Below are 17,342 nucleotides of genomic sequence, written 5' to 3' on the forward strand. Positions count from 1 at the left end.
TTCCAGATAGGACGACAGTCGTCTACCCACCAAACCAGGGGTTAGACTCGCCCTCCATGTCGAGCCGTCGAGGTGAATGCTGATGCGCCACGTTGCCCTGTCGAATCACACCCGCGAGCAAGCCGATGCAGCGGCCGATAAACGACAGGAGCGATACGAGGCTGCGCTGGACGTCTACAGAACGAAGCTCAAAGAGCGTAAGGATCGAGCGCTAGAGCTGGCAACGATCTCCTCAGATGCCTGGACGGCAAAGCGCTACCTCGCCTGGTTTGGCAGTCTTCTCCCTCGCCTGAACCACGTACTGTCGGCTTCGCCAAGCTCCCCCATCAAGGAACAAGCTTCGAGAGAAGAATTGCTTTGGGAGATTGGCGGTGAAGGCGAGCAACGCGTCCTCCGGTTTCTTGCCAGCCGACTGCCTGATGAATGGGTGGCACTTTCCGGGTACTGGAACCCGGGCGGAGAAGTTGACCTTCTCCTTGTCGGCCCACCAGGGGTGATGGCCATCGAAATCAAATACATCAATGGCAAGGTCTACTGTGACCGTGACCATTGGCGCAAAGACAAATACGACAAGTACGGCAACTTGGTGGAGACCGCCATCTCGCTGGCTGACCGCCGCGGGCGCAGCCCCAGCGCACAGCTGAACGCGCCAGCAGATCGCCTGCAACGCTATCTGGCAGAGCGCACGCCGGTCAAACGGGTGCTTCGCTGTGTCGTGCTGTCTCACGAAGCATCGAGGATTGGCGGCGTCACCGCGCCAACTGTTGATGAAGTGGTCCTGCTGACCGACTTCTACCCAGAGGCTGTGTTCGATCGTGTCTTGACCGGCAAGGAGCACTATCTGGTTGATGATCTCGTTCGGCTGATCGAGCGCGATCACGCCTATCACCTGTCCAAGAAGCGAACTCCCAAGGTGAGCTCAGCCGGTGTTGAACGAGTTTCGTAGCTCCACACTGTGCCCAAGACGCTAACCCCTTTCAAATGGCTGCTTGAAGCAGGCAGTCAGGTGATTCGATGCCCGCGGATGTTTCTTGACGGTTGGTATGAACATCAGCCACCAATCTTTGAGGGATCGGGGCGATTTATCGTTGAAACGTCAGGGAGCATTTCCTTTGAGCTTGATGCTGTCCCGCGAAAGGCGGGGGACGCGCTCGAAGCCATTCGTCGTGTCGCTGAGCAACCATTCGCTCGCGAATCCGCAATGCGACTGCGCGGAATTGACTACGCAGGAACGGAATGGAATGCCGGCTGGGTGTTGCCCCAGCATGGAGAGATTCAGGGATCTCACTGGCAGCTCTTTGGCGAAGCGGGGAGCCTCAACACAGATGTCCAGCAACTCTCTCCTTCCGATGGAGTTGAACTCGCCTACGCGCCCCCTCCCAATGTGCCGTTCACGGAGGTTATGAGGACAACGGCCCATCTCGGAGAAGCTGAAATCGGTTCGCGCACGCAGGGCGGTCGGCATCAGATGGAAATTCTGGGAAGCCACATCGAAGTGATGTCACAGCCCTGGACGCAGGAGCTGTGGATTCGCGCCACGACCAGCGACGAGCTTACGCATCCGTACCTGGAAAATTGGCTTTCTGAACCACTTCGGGCTCTACGGGGACGACTGATCTTCCCGAGATTAGTGGCGCGCAATTGCCGCGATGGCAAAGCATTCGTATCACTACGGACAACCCCAGCACTGGGAAAGACGCTGGGCGGCTGCGCCATCCAACTGAAAAATCAGTCACCTGCCGAGTTCTGGTCGTTCTACGAGCACTACCTCACTTACGTCGCCCGTCACCGCAACAAGCGGGGGAGCCCGGAGTTCGAGGCCAACAGCCTGACACGATTGCATGATGAGGTCATTCAGGCCCGCACGGCTGGATCACATTGGGTGATCGCACTCTGCGTTGCAAGCGCTATTGAGGGGGTTATCAAGCTCGACCCAGGCTTCAAAGATACCCCGGCAGAATTTGCCGCTGGCGAGCTGGAATCTACTCGGAAGCTGATCGCCGAGCTGTCACCTCCTGCGGTGCGTAGCCGATTAAATGGGGCTGTGGCTGGGATGGCGCAGGCCTCTCCCGCCAGATACCTAGCCGACCGATCCGCTCGGGGCTTGATCTCCCAGGATCAGATTGCGGCCTGGAAGAACGTGAGAAATCGAGTGGCTCACGGAAATCTTTTCGAGCCCTGGGGCACAGAACAAGAGCACACCGAACTTGTGCAGTTGATCGAACTGTTCTATCGCCTTACTAGCCTCCGTATCGGATATCTAGCGTAGCGTCAGCACCGCCTCTCGATGCACCAAATTCCAAGAACGCGCATCCTCCCCGCGAAAGCCTCGCCCGCGTCTGCCTCTTGCTAAGCCATCAGTTTTCGAGACATGCGCTGGTCGGGCAAAGAGTACGAGACCTTGTTTCCGCTGACAGTGATGAGTCCTTGCTTCTGAAGAGCCTGAAGCAACTCTGCAATCTCTGCTTCTGTGAGCTTCTTTTGGAACAGAGACGCTACCGTGCTCGTCAGCGTCTTTAGTCCACGAGGTTTGGAAGCGCCGCGTTGCCTGAGATTCGCAACTACTACCTCGACCTTCTCTGTTGTAGAACTCGCGTTCGTCGCCTTCAACAAAGGAATGTCTTCCAAACCTTTCGACTTGAGTGCACTGATCCTCCGGGTCTTTAGGTGCTGAATGAGTGGATCAAAGCCGGTGTCCCGAGAAATGATGTGGAAATAGGCCGCTGGCTCTTTAGTCGCAAGCTCACCTATGTAGAACGCGATGTGCAGATCGAGTGCATCCTTCGCGCTGCTTGAAATCTTGATGTACTCAGCCCGCTCCCCAAGCCGCTGCATCGCCGTGGCCAGCTCAAACGGAATCTTCGATTGGTTTGGGCCAACAAAGAGCAGAACTTTGAAGTGCTCTGCGTCAAGACCAGCCAAGGTCTCCGGCTGCACGTTCTCGTAGTCAATCAGAACGTAGTTTGTTCTCACAAGTTACCCACTCCCGGCCTGATCCCTAATTTGAATGACGCAAGGAGCCTTCCTAAGAAATAAAGTGTGCTGGTCCGTTCCTGGGAGGGCATGGGTGATGTGTGATCCATTGAGATATCTGGCAGCACTATTCGCCACGACCGCTCTTTTATTCCCGGCAGCGTCCCCGGCGCAACGAGCAGGTGGTTTTGGTGGCGGATCGTCCTCAGGTTCAGGGGGAGGGTCAATAGGCGCAACTCCTGGAGGCGGGGGCGGTTTCGGTCCAGCGCCTGCGACATCTCCAACAGGGCCGAGTTTGTCGCCTGCGCCTCCACCGCAGAGACCCGAGTTGCCCACGCGAATCACCCCGCGGCCCGAAACCCCATCATCGACGACAGGACTAGGTGCCTCGGCTCCCCTCGGATTTGCCTCCGCGCCGGATACACCGGCCTCCGTTCCAAAGCCTACGGTCTCGACACCAGGCAACGCTCCGTCTCGCCCCAAGCCAGTGCCTAGGGACAGAGGCGCGAATGAACATCGCGGCCAAGGGGATGTCGGCAATTCAGGCGCAGTGCGTGGCATTGCTCGAACTGAGGTGCAGAAGGTCGGTGGGAGCAGCCAAGCGATGGACTCTAGCGGGCGCTTGCGTGCGATGTGGGGCGCGCCAATGGAAGCCGCTGCCTGCAATGATGCTCTGGTAAACCTTCGAGCCAGCGGCCGCATTTCCGGATTCAAAGAGCCGGTAAGCAAGAGGGATCATGATCAGGAGATCTCGTTTCTGTCTGCATGCCTAGGGCCGCCGGACAAACGCGTTGCGGATCGAGTTGGCAGGCTTGTTTTGGGCGGCAGGACGCTGTGTACTGTTTTCATGCTCACGCCAAAGCGTGGAATCACTGCCCGGCACTGCTTGTTTCGGGTAGATCAACTTTCACTGACTCAAGTGACCGTGTTTCCACACGCGTCAGACATGAGTTCCTTGGCCGTTGAATTTGGGCCAGTGTCAGCACCGATAACAAACTCGATTCAGGGTGTGCAGATTCCCACTGCCACTGCAGGAAAGCCGTTTGAGTTTCGAGTCCATCCTTCGTTGAAGCTGATGCCCATTCTTCCGCGCGAGGTGGAGCAACTTGACTATGTCTTCATCGAACTGACCAGCGCCATCAGCGGCAGCAAACTCACATCCATCCCTCTGGCAAAGCCGTTGTTTGGCGAGAAGGTCTTTCTGCCCGCCTTCCACGAACCTACATGGCTTGAGCAGAAAGCTAGGGACTCCGGAATCCGTCAGCAGGTCGCGGGCTTCTGTCAAATCATCCAGCCTCAGCTTGCGGGTTGCATGACCCACGCCTGCTCCACCACTCCGGGCGCCAGCGGCGCACCCATGTTTGTCGAGCGCTCTCTGGGCGGCAGACAAGAGCTGATGTTCATAGGCATACACACCAGTGGAAAGCGCGAAGAGACGTTCTGCCCAGGTGATGCGGCCGCAGACACCATACTCAACTACGGCGTAGTTGTACGCGCCGAGGACGTGGCCAGACTTGAATGAGGAACTCAATGCGACCCTTGTACCTACTGTTTGCGCTTCTCTCAGTGGCGGGAAGTTCTACGGCAGCAGAAGCGCCTCGCGATGAAAGTCTCATCTTCCGCTCTGTCGTCGATGACGACTGCGATGAATCGACGTTTCGCGCCGAAAGCGCAGCCTTGGCAGCTTGGGCTGGGAAATTCGCAGTAAGCGCGGTGGTGGGACTCGGCTCCACACTCCTAGACAAAGCGACAGAGTCCTCAACGACCGTCCGAACAGGTGCGGCCCCGGGCTTTCTGTACCGCTGGAGCGGCAAAGGCAAAGCATGGCTACCCAGCGGTACTTGCATTCGGTTCTGGTATGGCCGACAAAGGGCCACACCAGTGACGAATCTCGCCGTCTATGGACCGGCACCAGTGGGAGCTGAGGTTCCTTGGAAGGGAATCACAGCTCGTTGGTCGGCGCTTGGGCTCAGCGAGCAACCCTATCTGTATGGGGAGGTAAGGCTTGCAGGCCGCGAGATTGACAACCTTTTGGTACTGCAGCCGGTAGTGCTCTTTTCTCGTCGACCGCCCGAAGCTGAAGGGCTGTTTCGGAAGCCAACTCAGCTGACGGTAGGCATTGATCTCAAGGGACTTGATGCAACCAAGACCATAGGGTCCCATCTGATCCTTCTAAAGGACCTAGAGGGCACGCCGACTTTGATATATGGGGCAGCGACGAAGGGACTCGCAAGCGGTTGGTCGGCAATGCCCAAGCCTCCAGGTGAACCGTCGAAAGGAAGCAATGACCTGGAGGCAGGACCTTTTACTGCCGCCGTCACATTTACAAGCAGCAGCGATGGAACACTGTTTGGCAAGACTCTTTCGAGCACACTCAAAGCCCAGAAAGACGATTTGGCCAAAGCGCTCACACCCGAAACTCAAGCTCAAAAGGATGCTGAACACCAGAAGGCCATCGCAGCTGCCTTTGACGCGGTCGGTGTCGTCCTAGACGCACAAGCTGCTCTCGACAAAGCGACAGACGCCACAAGGCCGCGCCTCGCGCTGGCCCTTCAGAAAGCCCAATACCTCGCGAATTTGCAATTGCAGGCAGCGGGTTTGGCTCCACGCTACAACGTCAGCGGCCCATGACATTGGCTAAGCACCCCGTCGCACAAAGAGCCATCAGAATTGCTGCCTTGGGCAGCACCTCAAAAGCTGCAACATCTTTGAGCGAGCCCCTACGCGATACGTTCTATAGATTCAGTTGCACTCCCGGAACGCCACGTACATTACGTCTGATTCACGGACCCAACCGATTGCTTGCCCGGGGGCATACGGTTCACTATCTGACGCACCGGTGAGCTTTAGCCAGCCGCTCCTTCTTTCAACAGCCCACACTGCGAGAGGTTGTGTGATGGTTGTCATCACCTGCTCATGGTCCGGGGATTGAAAGACACGGGTGCCAGAACCGTGGACGACAAACCGGTCACCCTTTATCTCACCCGCGGGCATGACGCACTGCGGAAGCGTCTCGGTTGCAGGAACCTCCGTCTTTGCCTGTGTGCTGTCCGAACCGGAAGCGTTTGGCGTGTCAGCTTTAGGCGCCGCTTGTTTGAGCGCCCCAAGCACAGACAAGTGAGCTACCAGTTGCCCAAACTCCTGAGCACCTCGCGCCTTCACGAAGGTATGACTTTTGTCGTCCGAAGGTTGAACTTCGTAGTACACCGTCGTCTCGACCCGTCCATCCTTGACCTTCATGCGTTGCAGTAGGTTGTACGCCGCATTGAAGAAGACCCTCGCATTTGGACTGACTGCGAGTTCCGCTACTGAGGGTGGCACCGCTGCGGACATTTGCACCTCGCACTCTTGCCTTCCGAGCTCTGCGTTCTTAGCAACCGTCCGCACTGCATCGAACTGGATTTTTACTGCGGTCTCGATCTCACGGAGGTGGTGCTGCTTCTCAGGGACGAGAGAAAGTGATTCTTCGACAGAGTCCTGATAAAAGCTCTTGACCGTGTCAAGCACCAACTTGTCTGAACAAGTTGGCCCTTTTTCCGCGCAAGCAGTTGCGAGCATGCTTACTGCTACCACCATCCCGTAGCGTCCAACAGTTCCAAAGAAATTTGTCATATCCCTCTCCATGTTGTTCCCTCATTCGATTCGTGGCGCCATAGGCGCGTACCTCTCAATCGCTACTGCTCAGAGTCAACAACAAACTTCCACTCAAAGCAGCAGTCTGCGCAGCGTCGTTCCTCGCGTGTTCGGTCGAAGCCGACCTTCATCACCTTGGTTCTCGTTCCCCGAGTTGTTGATTCCTTGAATTCCTTGGGTCTGCTGACGCTACGGAGCTCATCGCGCTGGACCACCTCGAAGGACTCGCTGCCACAGTTGGGGCATCCGGACCCTCCGTCGTCGCTGTATCGCAGACCCGCACCGTCCGCGAGCGCTCGGCAGATGCGCTGCCTGCGAGTGTTCATGTCGCCGTTTTCGTCTTTGAGCGAACTGGCGATACCTATCGCGACGTTTCGCAACGACTGGCCGGCGTACATCAGGCCCACCGCTTCCGCTCGCTCCAGCACTGACCGTTCGTCATGCGCCAGCGCGGGGTCGCCCTCGCTGAGCAGCGCTTGCACGTCCGACAGATCGAACATCGCAGCGCGCGCACCAGTCTTTGCCCGCACATTAGCGACCAGCCTCGGAAGAACCTCTTCCCTCTCGCCTATAGGGAGTGACGCGGCGATTTCTGCGACCAAGGCCAGTAAGCAATACGCAAAGCCTGCGAAGGTGGCGTCCACCATGTCCGGTTCGAGCATGGCCTTCACGTCCGCCATCACTTGCGTTCGCAGGCGCCTTCGAGCAAACCAACCGTGCCCAGTTCGCTTCAGCGCGAACTCCAAGCTGTTCTCGATGGCCGCGATGGGCTCCGCAGAGGTCATTCCCCAGGCGACCGGCGTGCGAATTGGCAGAGGAAGGTTCATGAACCGATCAAACGCCGGCTCCTTCATGGCCCTCTCGATCAAGCTCTGATAGTTCTTCATGCGTTTTCCTCTTCTTGGACTTGGTATGAGGTGCTACAGGCGAAGACGCCCGCGCTGGTATTGGTTGAAAACCGTGCGTGGCGTCCAGATTCCTTCGTGATCGCGGACGAGTCTCACGATCACCGGCGTAATCAGGATCAGCCATCCCAAAGCGCTGGCGCGCCGCTTCGCGCGCTGCGCGTTCGTCTTGCCTTCGGGAACGATGAGTGAGGCGAGGTGAATGAGGAAGATCGCCCCCAACGACACCTTGGTGACCAGCGCCACCGCAAACCAGAGCGGATTGCGGTTGTCGATCCAGGTGCGTATCGCAATGATGATCGAGCACACCCCAGCTGTCAGCAAGAGCAAACCCAGCACCGCCGGCCGGACCCACCCATCACCCGTGCTCAATACGATGACGTAGAACGCGCCCAGCAACGATGCACCGGCAAAGAAGACCAGCGCCAGATCGTCGTAGTTTCTGAAGACGGTGATTCCCTTCCGCCATCCAGCAACGACGCCGGCAAGAACGGCAACGAGCCATCCCGCTGCTGCGGCCTGCCAAAGTGCGTCGCTCCCTGGGCGCCATCCGTCCAACCAGGTAATCGACCCAGCGCCTCCGTATATTGCGCAGCCCCCAACCGCCAACAGCAAGAGAACGATCAAAAGTCGCCTCATGTAGATGCCCTTCCGATGCACAAAACTAAGGAATGCTTAGGTCTCTCAGCACAGCCATCACGCTCTACTAAGTAAATCTTAGAGCAACGCGGGTTTGTTTCTCAGATTCTCTTAGGCGACATGACGCCCAAGGGAACAACGTGACCACCGCCTCGAACGTCTTCGGGCGTCGCTTGCGGGAAGCGCGCGACCGTGCCGGACTGACGCAGGAGGCACTTGCCCACGCAGCCGGCATCGACGAGTTCTCGGCCAGCGCAAGGATGAGCCAATATGAAACTGGCAAGCATTGGCCTCATCACGACATCGCCCGGAATCTCGCCAAGGCGCTTCGGGTGCCAGTCGAATACCTTTACGCATCCGATGACAAGACCGCTGAAATGCTGCTCCTATGGGGTCGGCTGCCCGCCGCCCGGCGGACTCAGCTTCTTGCCGACCTTCGAGCGCAGGTTGGCGATTGACGCCTCGTGCCGATAGACGGCACCTCGCAAAGCGTTTCCGCGACCATCGAGCCGCTGGTTGAAGGCGGAGTTACTACGCTTGCCGGCGTGCCGCTCTTGCCGATGAGCGGCTTGTGCACTGCTTGGAGCGCGTGCAGCTGCCATCCGCACTGAGCATCTGAAGTTGCCGAATCGCCTGGGACAGCGTGCCAGCTTGGCTGATGGCTCGGGCGGCGCTTTTGTGAAGGTCGGTGCCAGGCCGCCGCAGCCGAAGCGCTAGTCGAGCGAGTTCTCCACTGTCTTCGTCCAAGGCAAGGGGCGGTTCGCCGATTTCGCCGGCGTCCAGGTCGCAGAAGACGATCCGGCCCGTGACCCTCTCGACCAGCACATTGCGCCCACGGTCAAAGTCACCGATGGCGATGCGTCGGCGATGAAGTGGTTGCAGCGCTCGCGCGACTCGTATCAGCACGCAAAGCGACCAGGCGATACGCCCACTGTTGACCAGCTCGTACAAGGTGGCGCCATCGACATAGTCGAAAGCAAGCCAGGGCCGGTCCCCCACACCCGCTTGGCGTTTGAGGATACCCCACTCAATGAACCGCTTCACCGATGGAACAGCACGCAGACGGTGATAGTGGGATGTGATGTGCTCAACCTCACGAGCCATGTTCCGGCCTCGGAGGAGTTTGAGCGTCTTGAAACTTCGGTCGCGGATGTCGGTGACCAAGTAGACATGGCCCTCACATCCATGACCAAGAAGCCTCTTTACCTCGTATGGCCCGATCTGGTCACCAGGCACACGCGCATATAGACGATGGTCCTCTCCGCTTGGCGTCACGGCAGCAACCCCAACATTCGGCCCGCCTTCCCCGCTGCAGTCTTGCGTGCGTCAAGGATGTACGCCTCTTTGCACTTCACGGATCGCAACCTGCCATCGGCCATTCGGTACCCCAACTTGCCCGTCCCCGCGGCCGGCGGGTTGAGTTCAATGCGTGCGTTCCATTGAGCCAGCGGGGGCGTCGGTTCGCTCGGATCGAGGCACAGAATTCCGGTCACCGTTTTGCTTCCTTTGGACACCAACGTTTCGACCCCAACCGCCAAGACCCAATGCCCGCTCCCTGTGCCATCCACGCCGACGATAGCCACCCGATTGCGATTCAGCTTCTCCGCCACCCGCCGAAGCAAGCGCTCTGTCGATCCCAGGTCAATTCGGTACTTGATAAACCCGCTGAGCGTTGACAGAAGGCTCAACATCTCTTGTTTGTCAGTGCCGGTGAAGTAGCCCTCCAGCGCCTTCGTCCAGAAGTCACCGAACAGTTCGAGGTCAGGCGTGGCAGTCGGCAAACACTTGATCCGAGCCCTTGTTGCCACGCCCAGAACGATGGTCGCCATCGCGACGCAATACGCCCCGCAAGCTCCATCTAAAGATCCTTGGCGCAGATGCGGCGACCGCCGGATCAGGCGCCATGTCGAAGCGTTGGGGTTCATCAAGCCCTCGTGCAGCCTCAGTTCAATGCGGCCCATAGGTATTCGGCTCCAAGCACGATGGTTGACGAACTGCGGTCGTATTCCGTGATCACAAACACCTTCTCAATGTTGGGCCGTGTCCCAAAGGAGAAGCTCGTGAACACACGGCCCCCTCTAGCAACCGCTCGGATATTCCTCGCCTGCTCCTCGAAACAAAGGTCGAACCAATCTCCATGCGTGTGCCGAACAAGCAAGTCGGTGGGATCAACGCCTTCGCGATGGAGAAAGGCTCTGGCTCTGTGAGTGACGATGACGTAGCCGGTCGAAAAGAGCGGGCAAGAGAAAAGCCAGTTCTGGCCGCTCACAGTCGTTCCTTCGGTAGATGAATTACTTTCCATGTCAGTAGTCCTGTGGAAGCAGCAAACAGGTGGACCGACGATCTGCCTCAGTGATAACCCAGACTTTCTTGAGATCATTCGTGTGTCCTACTGAGAAGCTCGTGAAGACGCGGCCGCCTCGGGCGACCGCCAAGCAGTTCTGCACTTGATCCTCTGGCGGCAGGTCGGCCCAATCACCAAACACATGACGGGTGATCAGGTCGATCGGCTCGACACCGACGCTGCGAAGGAAGGTCAGCGCTCCCGGCGTGGCGACCACTTGGCCAGTCGAGAACAGAGGCATAGGAAACTGATCCTCGATCGAATCGCTCACGCCGCACCCCCCTTCAGTTCGGCGAGACGGCCGCGCCGCAAGCTCTGACCGCTGAAGTTCTTCGACTCGACGCCAACGGCGTTTAGCCGTGTCTTTAGAACCACCGACACCCAGGCTGCGTCTAGCCGCTCGGTCGTTGGGTTGCCACCTCGATCGAACCGTCTGAAGAGTGGCCCACCTTCCAGATCAAGCGCCGCGTGTTCGATCCACTCCTTAGCGGCTCGCGCAGCGCACAGATCGCCAGAAATCTTGGGGACGATGATGATGCGGAGAGTCTTCCCTTCAGGTTGCTCATCTCTAACACGCACGCTCATCTCATGCTCTTGAATGCGCACATCAGCCACATCAAGCGACACCAGCGTCGAACGCGACAACATCGCCGTGAAGCCCAGCAGCAGCAGACAGCGATCACGTCGATCCAACAGATTGCCACCCATCGCATCAAGCATGCGAGCCAGCAACGCTCTCGTGATTGGGCGAGCCTGACGAGGTTCGCGTTTCTTGGGCAGCGCGGTGGAGCCTTGCTTCGCCGGAAGCATGCCCAGCTGCAGCTGGCGCATCACCGTTCGCATGGTCGGCGCATCGGTCGGGCTGGTGTGCCCGAGTCGCAGATGCTCGTACCGGAGCGCCATCAGCCGCCTATGGATGGTGGTCGGCCGAACGCGCGAACGGAGCCAAGAGATGTAGCTGTTCAGTGCCTTGGCGTCGCAAGGCAACTTGCCTCCGAAGCCATCGCGGTACTGCTTCATGTCTTTCTCGTAAGCCTTGACAGTCGAGGCTTTCAGGCCCGGGTTGCGCGTGATGGTGTGAAGCGAATTACTCGTGAGCACGGCGGCGCTCTCTGCCGGATTCGGCAGGCTCATAGGACTCTCCTTTGTTAATGGTGTTGATGTCCGTTCTGAGTCAGAGTGCAACGCACCATGCGGCAGCGCGCCTGCGACACCTTCGGAGCGATGCACGGCGCTAGGCCTAAGTCAGAAACGGAGGGAGGGAACTGCTAGAACTGGCGAGACGCGGCTTTAAGTAAAGCAGCGATCACCGCAGGTGAACGGAGCTAATGAATGGTCTGGAAGACAGCCCGACCGGCCTCACCTACTTGCAACCTCGGTGGTCATCGCTACCTCGTGCAAACAACTGGCAACGATCCGATCCGAAAATCTGCCGGCTTTGATCGTGAAGATCGCGACCGGAGAATTCGCGCAAGCTATTGAATTATAACGGTTTTTCAACTTTTTGAGCAGTTGAGCGCCGGAAACTGACTGGCTAAGCCGTCGTCTGCTCGCGGAAACTCCACAAGCCGAGCGCATTAGCTGCTGGAAATGGCATCGGTTTCGCAGCCAGCCGGCTTACCACGCGGCGAACGACGATGTAGCTAACCGGCTGGTCATGCCAATTTCGGGCTGGCTGCGGAAACTGATGAAAGAGGCCCCGAGACGGGTCCGATCGCTTGCCAATGTCGCCGCGCGAGGGGCTAGGAATGCAAGGCGTTCCGCGTGCTTGCCGACACGCCGGAACCGACTTTCAAGTCGATCAAGGGTAGTCACTACACTGGTAGCTCACCCAGTGAGCCACCGAGTGAGGCATTGTCTAAGCACCGAAACACACGTTGGGCCCCGTCCCAGACGCCATGAAGTTCGATTCCGACGCACTCAACAGAATCTATGACCGCACTGCTGGTCGATGTCATCTGTGCCATGCAAGGCTGGCTTTTAAGAATTATGGTCTGCTCGACGCACGGAGTTCTTGGAAGGTTGAGCACTCGAATCCGCAAGCCAATGGCGGCACTCACCATCTGAATAATTTGTATGCCGCCTGCATTCCGTGCAACAGGAGCAAGGGAGCAAGAAGCACGCGATCAGTTCGAGCGAAGAATGGGCTAACGAGAGCACCGCTTTCTGCGAAAAGCCGCAAGCGGATCAGGACTGAGAACACGTTCCTAGGCGCGGGCGGGTGCGCCATGATCGGCGCTGCACTCGCCGGCCCGCCTGGTGCAATTGTTGGTGTTGTGGTCGGTGCGTTGCTCGGCGACAAGATCGAACCGGGCAAATGAGACATCCCCGCGTCCGTGAGGCAACTGGTGCATGACGGTTGCACACAAGAGGATGGGATGAAGAAGCGATACTTAACGGATGACCAGCATCGCTACGCTTCTCAAAAGCGAAATCACTCGCCTCGCACGCAAAGAGATTCGCGCCGAGATTGCCTCGCTAAAGAAAGCCTCGGCTTCCTATCGCGGTGAAATCGCAGCGCTCAAGCGGCAGCTAAAAGAGGTCGAGCGAGCCCTCCGGCAAGCCACGAAAGCAAACGCCGCCTCGCGAACACTTCGTCCAACAAAGGACGTAACTGCGGTGCAAGAAACGAAGTTCAGCGCACGCAGGCTTAAGGCGCACCGCGAGAAGCTGGGATTCTCTGCAAAGGACTACGGCCTTCTGGTCGGTGCGTCTGGTCTGTCGGTCTACAAGTGGGAAGACGAGAAGTCCGCCCCTCGGGCCAAGTTTCTGCCGGCGTTGGCAGCGGTCCGTCAGCTCGGGAAACGAGAAGCGCTGAAGCGACTGGCTTTGCTCACCGGAAAGGCGTCAGGCTGAGGCACCCGCTCTGACGGAAGAGCCTAGTCGCCCCGCCGCCACTTCCTACTTCTAGGGGTGCTTTTGTCGTCGGTGAAGCTAGCTTCGCTGCCTGAATCTCCATCAGGGACTCCACGAGCACGCCAAGCGTGCCGCTCCGTTGATGCAACGAATCCAGATTCGGTCATGCTGGAGGCCAGTTCGCTCAGGCGCTAACAAGCCCGAGAGCAGCATCGCCCAGCATCCCGAGCTGAGTAGCACATTGGCTGAGTACCCGCGCACCACGCCTTGTACCTTTGGGCTTTAGTCCTGCTCAGCGTGGCCATCCCTTTCAAGCACGGCGCTCCCATCGTCTCCGTGGGTACTCGCCGATCCATGCGCGCCTTCGCTCCTGTACATTCAGGGCCGGCGTGGCCATCGAAGTTCGCGGCCGCTTGAACCAACGATTCAAACAAGAACGTGATTCGATTCGTTGATCTGTTTTCGGGCTGTGGGGGGCTTTCGCTGGGGTTGTCACTGTCCGGCGCGCAGGGCTTGTTCGCGGTGGAACGCGATCCAATGGCTTTCCGAACCTTCAAGGCAAACCTTGTCGACCGGGAACTACCTGGCGTCCGTCGATTCGATTGGCCGGAGTGGCTTGAACGCCGAGCACATCCAATAGACGACCTTCTGGCCGCTCACTCCGGTCGACTGGAAGCGATGAGGGGTATCGAACTCGAGCTGATCGCTGGCGGACCTCCTTGCCAAGGATTCAGCTTTGCTGGGCGGCGCAACGCTGACGATCCTCGCAACCAACTCTTTAAGCGTTATTTGGAGGTTGTTCGACTCGTCAAGCCGACCGCGGTGCTGCTTGAGAATGTGCCCGGCATGGCCGTCCCTCATGGCACCGGCAACCTTCGCGTCGGTGCAAGCGCATTGGCCCGGGAAGGCTCCTACTTTGCTGCGCTAAGGGACGAGCTGGGTTCGATGGGGTACGACGTCGAGGGGCGCTTTCTTGATGCCAGTTCCTTCGGGGTTCCACAGAAGCGAACCCGCTTGATCGTCGTGGGCGCACTGAGAGAGCGCATGAGACCGGACATGCAATATCCGGTGAAGGCGTTTTTTGATCGTCTCGAAGCCGATCGCCTTGGCTTCGTAGGCTCGTTGCGACTCGAGCTACCAGTGTCTGCTGAGGACGCGATCGGAGACTTGTCGATCGTAGGCAAGGACGGGCGCTCGATGGATCTGCGTGAGTGCGAAGACCCTGAGTCCCCACGCGGCTTCTTTCAACTCTCCTACGACGGGCGTCGTGCTCGGAGTGCCTACCAAGTCCTGATGCACGCCGGCGTCACGTCCGATGAGATGGACAGCATGCGCCTCGCCCGGCACAACGACGAAGTCAGATACCGGTTCCGCGAGATCATCGAGACCTGCCGCCAGGGAGTGCGGATGAGCGACTCGGATAGGGATTCGTTCAAGTTGAAGAAGCATCGGATCTACCCGATGGCTGCCTCGGAGCCGGCGCCCACCATCACGACACTCCCTGACGACATCCTCCATTTCCGAGATCCTCGAATCCTGACCGTCAGGGAGTACGCGCGCCTCCAGTCGTTCCCTGACTGGTTCACCTTCAAGGGCAAGTACACAACTGGCGGTGACCGCCGGAAGCGCGAGTGTCCTCGCTATACACAAGCGGGGAACGCCGTGCCGCCCTTGCTCGCCATGGCCATCGGGCGGACTCTTGCGGGCTGGCTCGTGGACTACAGCATCAGGCATGATGCTATGCAAGCTCTGGAAGATCGGCCAACCGCTGTTGCTGCCTAGGCGTTGCAGAGCTGCTCGTCGGATACGTGCGCCTCGGCGGGCAGGGGGAATGAAATCGGCGCAATATAGTCGAGATGGTCGACACTCTCAGCCCTGTTCAGCGGTCGGAGCGCATGTCGCGCATCCGCGGTCGCGACACGGCGCCTGAGCTTGCCCTACGACGTGCCTTGCACCGTCTTGGCCTTCGCTATCGGCTGCACAGCGTGAACCTTCCTGGTCGACCTGACATCGTCTTCCCGTCCCGAAGAGCGGCAGTGTTCGTGCATGGCTGTTTCTGGCATCGCCACGGCAATTGCCGGATCGCGACGACCCCAAAGTCGAACACCCCGTTCTGGGAGGCGAAGTTCGAGCGCAACGTCGAGCGAGATCTTAGGAACGGCAAACGCCTTCGCGAGCTAGGTTGGACCGTGATCGTGGTCTGGGAGTGCGAGCTATCCGCTCCCGCGAAGGCAGAGGCCACGGCCAAGAAGGTGGCTGAGCTTCTTGCGCTGGCCGCGAGGGCACTCCGGAAGGGCTGAGCGCCACGAATTCCCTGCCTTGCACGCCGTCACCTGATGCGCTCCGAAAACCATCGTGCAGCTTCGTCCGACGCCGTGACGATCGCGAAGCGGCCAGTTGCGCGCGTGCACGCCACGTAGAGGTCTTCTGCGGCAAATGCGTCGATGCGATTCGGCATGTCCGCGTGTACGAGCACCACGTTTCGAGCTTCGAGTCCCTTGAAGGACTTGACAGTCGAGAACACGACGAGGCCGGGCTTCCCTAGGTCCGCCAAGTCTTCAGTGAGCTCGAGTCCGTAGCCTTTTCTTGAGAGGTTCATGCAGCTCTTTTCGAGCCGATAGGGAGACAGGACAACAGCCCCCCCTTCGGGCGCTAGATCGTGCACAGCGTCCCAGGCTGCTGCAGCCATGAGCGCTGGGGTCGTCTTCTGTACCTTCGGCGTTGCACCCACCGGGGCGCCTGGCATTGAGTCGACCTTCAGGCTACAACATCCGTTGGTCGCGGAGTTGACGAGCTGCGTGTTGCGGCAGTTGTGATACAGCCGGAAGGTGACCTCTGCGCCGAGGAGATCTTGCTTCGATGCTTGGTAGACGTTCTGGCCCCAGTCGGCGAACAGCAGCCACTGTCCCCCATCAGCCAAAAGCTCTAGTAGCGCGAGAAGGCGGAGCTCCCCGAAGTCCTGTCCCTCGTCGACGATGATGGCTTCATATTTCTCTGCCTGAGGCATCTCCGAAGCAACGTCTTGCACGAGCGACGGTAGCTCCTCCTTGAAGAAGCGGTCGTCGAAGGTGCCGTTCGGGTGGTCGGCAATCTTGGTGAAGAGGCGATCCACGGACGTGATGGAACCGGCCAGGCCCGGGTTTGTTCTCTGCAGGAACTCGGCGAGTGCCTTGTTGAAACAGACGTACAGCGCACGGCGGCCCTCCTCGACCAAGGCCTCGAGCTTCCACATCGCCAGCAAAGTTTTCCCTGAACCAGCAGGCCCGACAATCGCTACCCGAGGAAGCTCGAAAGCTCCTCGCAATGCAGCGAACTGCTGGCGAGTCAACTCGTCGATCGCCGCGCCGTCTTCGCGCGCGTCCAGGGGCGTATCGCGCTCCGCGACACGGAACGTGCTGTTCGTGAATATATGGGCGACCCTGCTTGCAACCTCAGCGGTGAAGTCCTGTCGCGACGAACCATGCATTCGAGCTTCGAGTGCCTCCCTGATGCGCCTCGCGAGCTTGGGAATGTCTGGCTTCGCAATGATCGTGCTCGGGTCGTAGAGCGTTGATGGCCCTTCCACAACACCGTTCGGATACGCCACGAGAAACGCGTATGCGCCGGGAAAGGCCTGTCGGGGCAGCCGATCGCACGCTAGGCGCGCGAGTGAATGCATGTTCCGGCACGCCTGCTCCGGCGGTGGCTCGTCGATGGGAACTTCTCGGACGATCTCACGGGTGCGAAGGTGTTCCTCGCGTCGAAACCACGTGCCGTCTTCCCCGACGCGCACCGAACGCGATCCTTTCACTTCGAGAATTGCCATGCCGAGCCCTGGCACGAGGACGACGAAGTCGCATTGGCCATCCTTGACCACGCCGCCATCGCTCTTCAGTGCCCACGCGATGTTGCACACGACGATCCAATCGTGCGGAAGCTGCGCGGCGAGCTGGCTCCGAATCTCGCGCTCCCAACGATCTGCACTGTTCGTTCCGAGGATTTTTGGCATGTCA

General features: G+C 58.9%; 19 protein-coding genes. 9 read left to right on the plus strand and 10 right to left on the minus strand.

From position 1 onward, the window contains the following. Positions 1-82: 82 nt before the first annotated feature. On the plus strand, positions 83-946 hold the full coding sequence (locus KF892_08495) for an NERD domain-containing protein (GenBank protein MBX3625034.1): 864 nt from the start codon (positions 83-85) through the stop codon (positions 944-946). A 9-nt stretch (positions 947-955) separates the two neighbouring features. Next, complete coding sequence (locus tag KF892_08500) at positions 956-2,269, plus strand: hypothetical protein (protein ID MBX3625035.1); 1,314 nt, start codon at positions 956-958, stop codon at positions 2,267-2,269. An 80-nt stretch (positions 2,270-2,349) separates the two neighbouring features. Here the strand turns inward: KF892_08500 and KF892_08505 are convergent, their stop codons facing one another. Further along, positions 2,350-2,973, minus strand: a complete 624-nt coding sequence (locus KF892_08505) for a hypothetical protein (GenBank protein MBX3625036.1) — start codon at positions 2,971-2,973, stop codon at positions 2,350-2,352. A 946-nt stretch (positions 2,974-3,919) separates the two neighbouring features. Here KF892_08505 and KF892_08510 point away from each other — a divergent pair. Both KF892_08510 and KF892_08515 read left to right on the plus strand, forming a co-directional pair. Continuing rightward, entirely contained in the window at positions 3,920-4,495 is a 576-nt protein-coding gene (locus tag KF892_08510) for a hypothetical protein (GenBank protein ID MBX3625037.1), read from the plus strand. 359 nt (positions 4,496-4,854) lie between these two features. Next, complete coding sequence (locus KF892_08515; GenBank protein ID MBX3625038.1) at positions 4,855-5,604, plus strand: hypothetical protein; 750 nt, start codon at positions 4,855-4,857, stop codon at positions 5,602-5,604. Positions 5,605-5,715: 111 nt separating this feature from the next. On the opposite strand, the gene KF892_08520 is transcribed toward KF892_08515, so the two are convergent. The 3 genes from KF892_08520 to KF892_08530 all read right to left on the minus strand — a co-directional run bounded on the left by KF892_08520 (position 5,716) and on the right by KF892_08530 (position 8,069). After that, positions 5,716-6,585, minus strand: coding sequence for a hypothetical protein (locus tag KF892_08520; GenBank protein ID MBX3625039.1), 870 nt, complete (start codon positions 6,583-6,585; stop codon positions 5,716-5,718). Positions 6,586-6,647: 62 nt separating this feature from the next. Then, on the minus strand, positions 6,648-7,493 hold the full coding sequence (locus KF892_08525; protein MBX3625040.1) for a hypothetical protein: 846 nt from the start codon (positions 7,491-7,493) through the stop codon (positions 6,648-6,650). Between the two features lie 33 nt (positions 7,494-7,526). Further along, complete coding sequence (locus KF892_08530; protein MBX3625041.1) at positions 7,527-8,069, minus strand: hypothetical protein; 543 nt, start codon at positions 8,067-8,069, stop codon at positions 7,527-7,529. A 221-nt stretch (positions 8,070-8,290) separates the two neighbouring features. Here KF892_08530 and KF892_08535 point away from each other — a divergent pair, with 221 nt between their 5' ends. Beyond that, complete coding sequence (locus tag KF892_08535) at positions 8,291-8,608, plus strand: helix-turn-helix transcriptional regulator (protein MBX3625042.1); 318 nt, start codon at positions 8,291-8,293, stop codon at positions 8,606-8,608. 73 nt (positions 8,609-8,681) lie between these two features. On the opposite strand, the gene KF892_08540 is transcribed toward KF892_08535, so the two are convergent. The 5 genes from KF892_08540 to KF892_08560 form a co-directional block, all read right to left on the minus strand. After that, the gene (locus KF892_08540) at positions 8,682-9,314 is read right to left on the minus strand and encodes a hypothetical protein (protein ID MBX3625043.1); all 633 of its coding nucleotides are present in this window, start codon (positions 9,312-9,314) and stop codon (positions 8,682-8,684) included. Positions 9,315-9,421: 107 nt separating this feature from the next. After that, positions 9,422-10,075 carry a hypothetical protein gene (locus KF892_08545; protein ID MBX3625044.1) on the minus strand — a complete coding sequence of 218 codons (654 nt, stop codon included), beginning with the start codon at positions 10,073-10,075 and terminating at the stop codon, positions 9,422-9,424. 17 nt (positions 10,076-10,092) lie between these two features. After that, complete coding sequence (locus KF892_08550) at positions 10,093-10,452, minus strand: hypothetical protein (protein MBX3625045.1); 360 nt, start codon at positions 10,450-10,452, stop codon at positions 10,093-10,095. Between the two features lies 1 nt (position 10,453). Continuing rightward, entirely contained in the window at positions 10,454-10,735 is a 282-nt protein-coding gene (locus KF892_08555; protein MBX3625046.1) for a hypothetical protein, read from the minus strand. 26 nt (positions 10,736-10,761) lie between these two features. Continuing rightward, positions 10,762-11,628 (minus strand): hypothetical protein, encoded by an 867-nt coding sequence (locus KF892_08560; GenBank protein ID MBX3625047.1) that lies wholly within the window; start codon positions 11,626-11,628, stop codon positions 10,762-10,764. 764 nt (positions 11,629-12,392) lie between these two features. Here KF892_08560 and KF892_08565 point away from each other — a divergent pair. The 4 genes from KF892_08565 to vsr all read left to right on the plus strand — a co-directional run bounded on the left by KF892_08565 (position 12,393) and on the right by vsr (position 15,650). After that, on the plus strand, positions 12,393-12,815 hold the full coding sequence (locus KF892_08565; GenBank protein MBX3625048.1) for an HNH endonuclease: 423 nt from the start codon (positions 12,393-12,395) through the stop codon (positions 12,813-12,815). 79 nt (positions 12,816-12,894) lie between these two features. Continuing rightward, a complete protein-coding gene (locus KF892_08570) occupies positions 12,895-13,350 on the plus strand; it encodes a hypothetical protein (GenBank protein MBX3625049.1) in 456 nt (151 codons plus the stop codon). A gap of 438 nt (positions 13,351-13,788) precedes the next feature. Then, positions 13,789-15,132, plus strand: a complete 1,344-nt coding sequence (locus KF892_08575; GenBank protein MBX3625050.1) for a DNA cytosine methyltransferase — start codon at positions 13,789-13,791, stop codon at positions 15,130-15,132. 74 nt (positions 15,133-15,206) lie between these two features. After that, a complete protein-coding gene (gene vsr, locus KF892_08580; protein ID MBX3625051.1) occupies positions 15,207-15,650 on the plus strand; it encodes a DNA mismatch endonuclease Vsr in 444 nt (147 codons plus the stop codon). A 29-nt stretch (positions 15,651-15,679) separates the two neighbouring features. On the opposite strand, the gene KF892_08585 is transcribed toward vsr, so the two are convergent. Next, complete coding sequence (locus tag KF892_08585) at positions 15,680-17,338, minus strand: NERD domain-containing protein (protein ID MBX3625052.1); 1,659 nt, start codon at positions 17,336-17,338, stop codon at positions 15,680-15,682. Positions 17,339-17,342: the final 4 nt, after the last annotated feature.

The organism is Rhizobacter sp., from assembly GCA_019635355.1.
Classification (GTDB): Bacteria; Pseudomonadota; Gammaproteobacteria; order Burkholderiales; family Burkholderiaceae_C; genus Rhizobacter.

Coding starts and splice junctions, on each gene's coding strand:
- KF892_08555 (MBX3625046.1), bottom strand. CDS start 10,735: ATGCCTCTGTTCTCGACTGGCCAAGTGGTCGCCACGCCGGGAGCGCTG.
- KF892_08495 (MBX3625034.1), top strand. CDS start 83: ATGCGCCACGTTGCCCTGTCGAATCACACCCGCGAGCAAGCCGATGCA.
- KF892_08560 (MBX3625047.1), bottom strand. CDS start 11,628: ATGAGCCTGCCGAATCCGGCAGAGAGCGCCGCCGTGCTCACGAGTAAT.
- KF892_08520 (MBX3625039.1), bottom strand. CDS start 6,585: ATGACAAATTTCTTTGGAACTGTTGGACGCTACGGGATGGTGGTAGCA.
- vsr (MBX3625051.1), top strand. CDS start 15,207: ATGGTCGACACTCTCAGCCCTGTTCAGCGGTCGGAGCGCATGTCGCGC.
- KF892_08570 (MBX3625049.1), top strand. CDS start 12,895: ATGACCAGCATCGCTACGCTTCTCAAAAGCGAAATCACTCGCCTCGCA.
- KF892_08545 (MBX3625044.1), bottom strand. CDS start 10,075: ATGAACCCCAACGCTTCGACATGGCGCCTGATCCGGCGGTCGCCGCAT.
- KF892_08525 (MBX3625040.1), bottom strand. CDS start 7,493: ATGAAGAACTATCAGAGCTTGATCGAGAGGGCCATGAAGGAGCCGGCG.
- KF892_08510 (MBX3625037.1), top strand. CDS start 3,920: ATGAGTTCCTTGGCCGTTGAATTTGGGCCAGTGTCAGCACCGATAACA.
- KF892_08550 (MBX3625045.1), bottom strand. CDS start 10,452: ATGGAAAGTAATTCATCTACCGAAGGAACGACTGTGAGCGGCCAGAAC.
- KF892_08585 (MBX3625052.1), bottom strand. CDS start 17,338: ATGCCAAAAATCCTCGGAACGAACAGTGCAGATCGTTGGGAGCGCGAG.
- KF892_08565 (MBX3625048.1), top strand. CDS start 12,393: ATGAAGTTCGATTCCGACGCACTCAACAGAATCTATGACCGCACTGCT.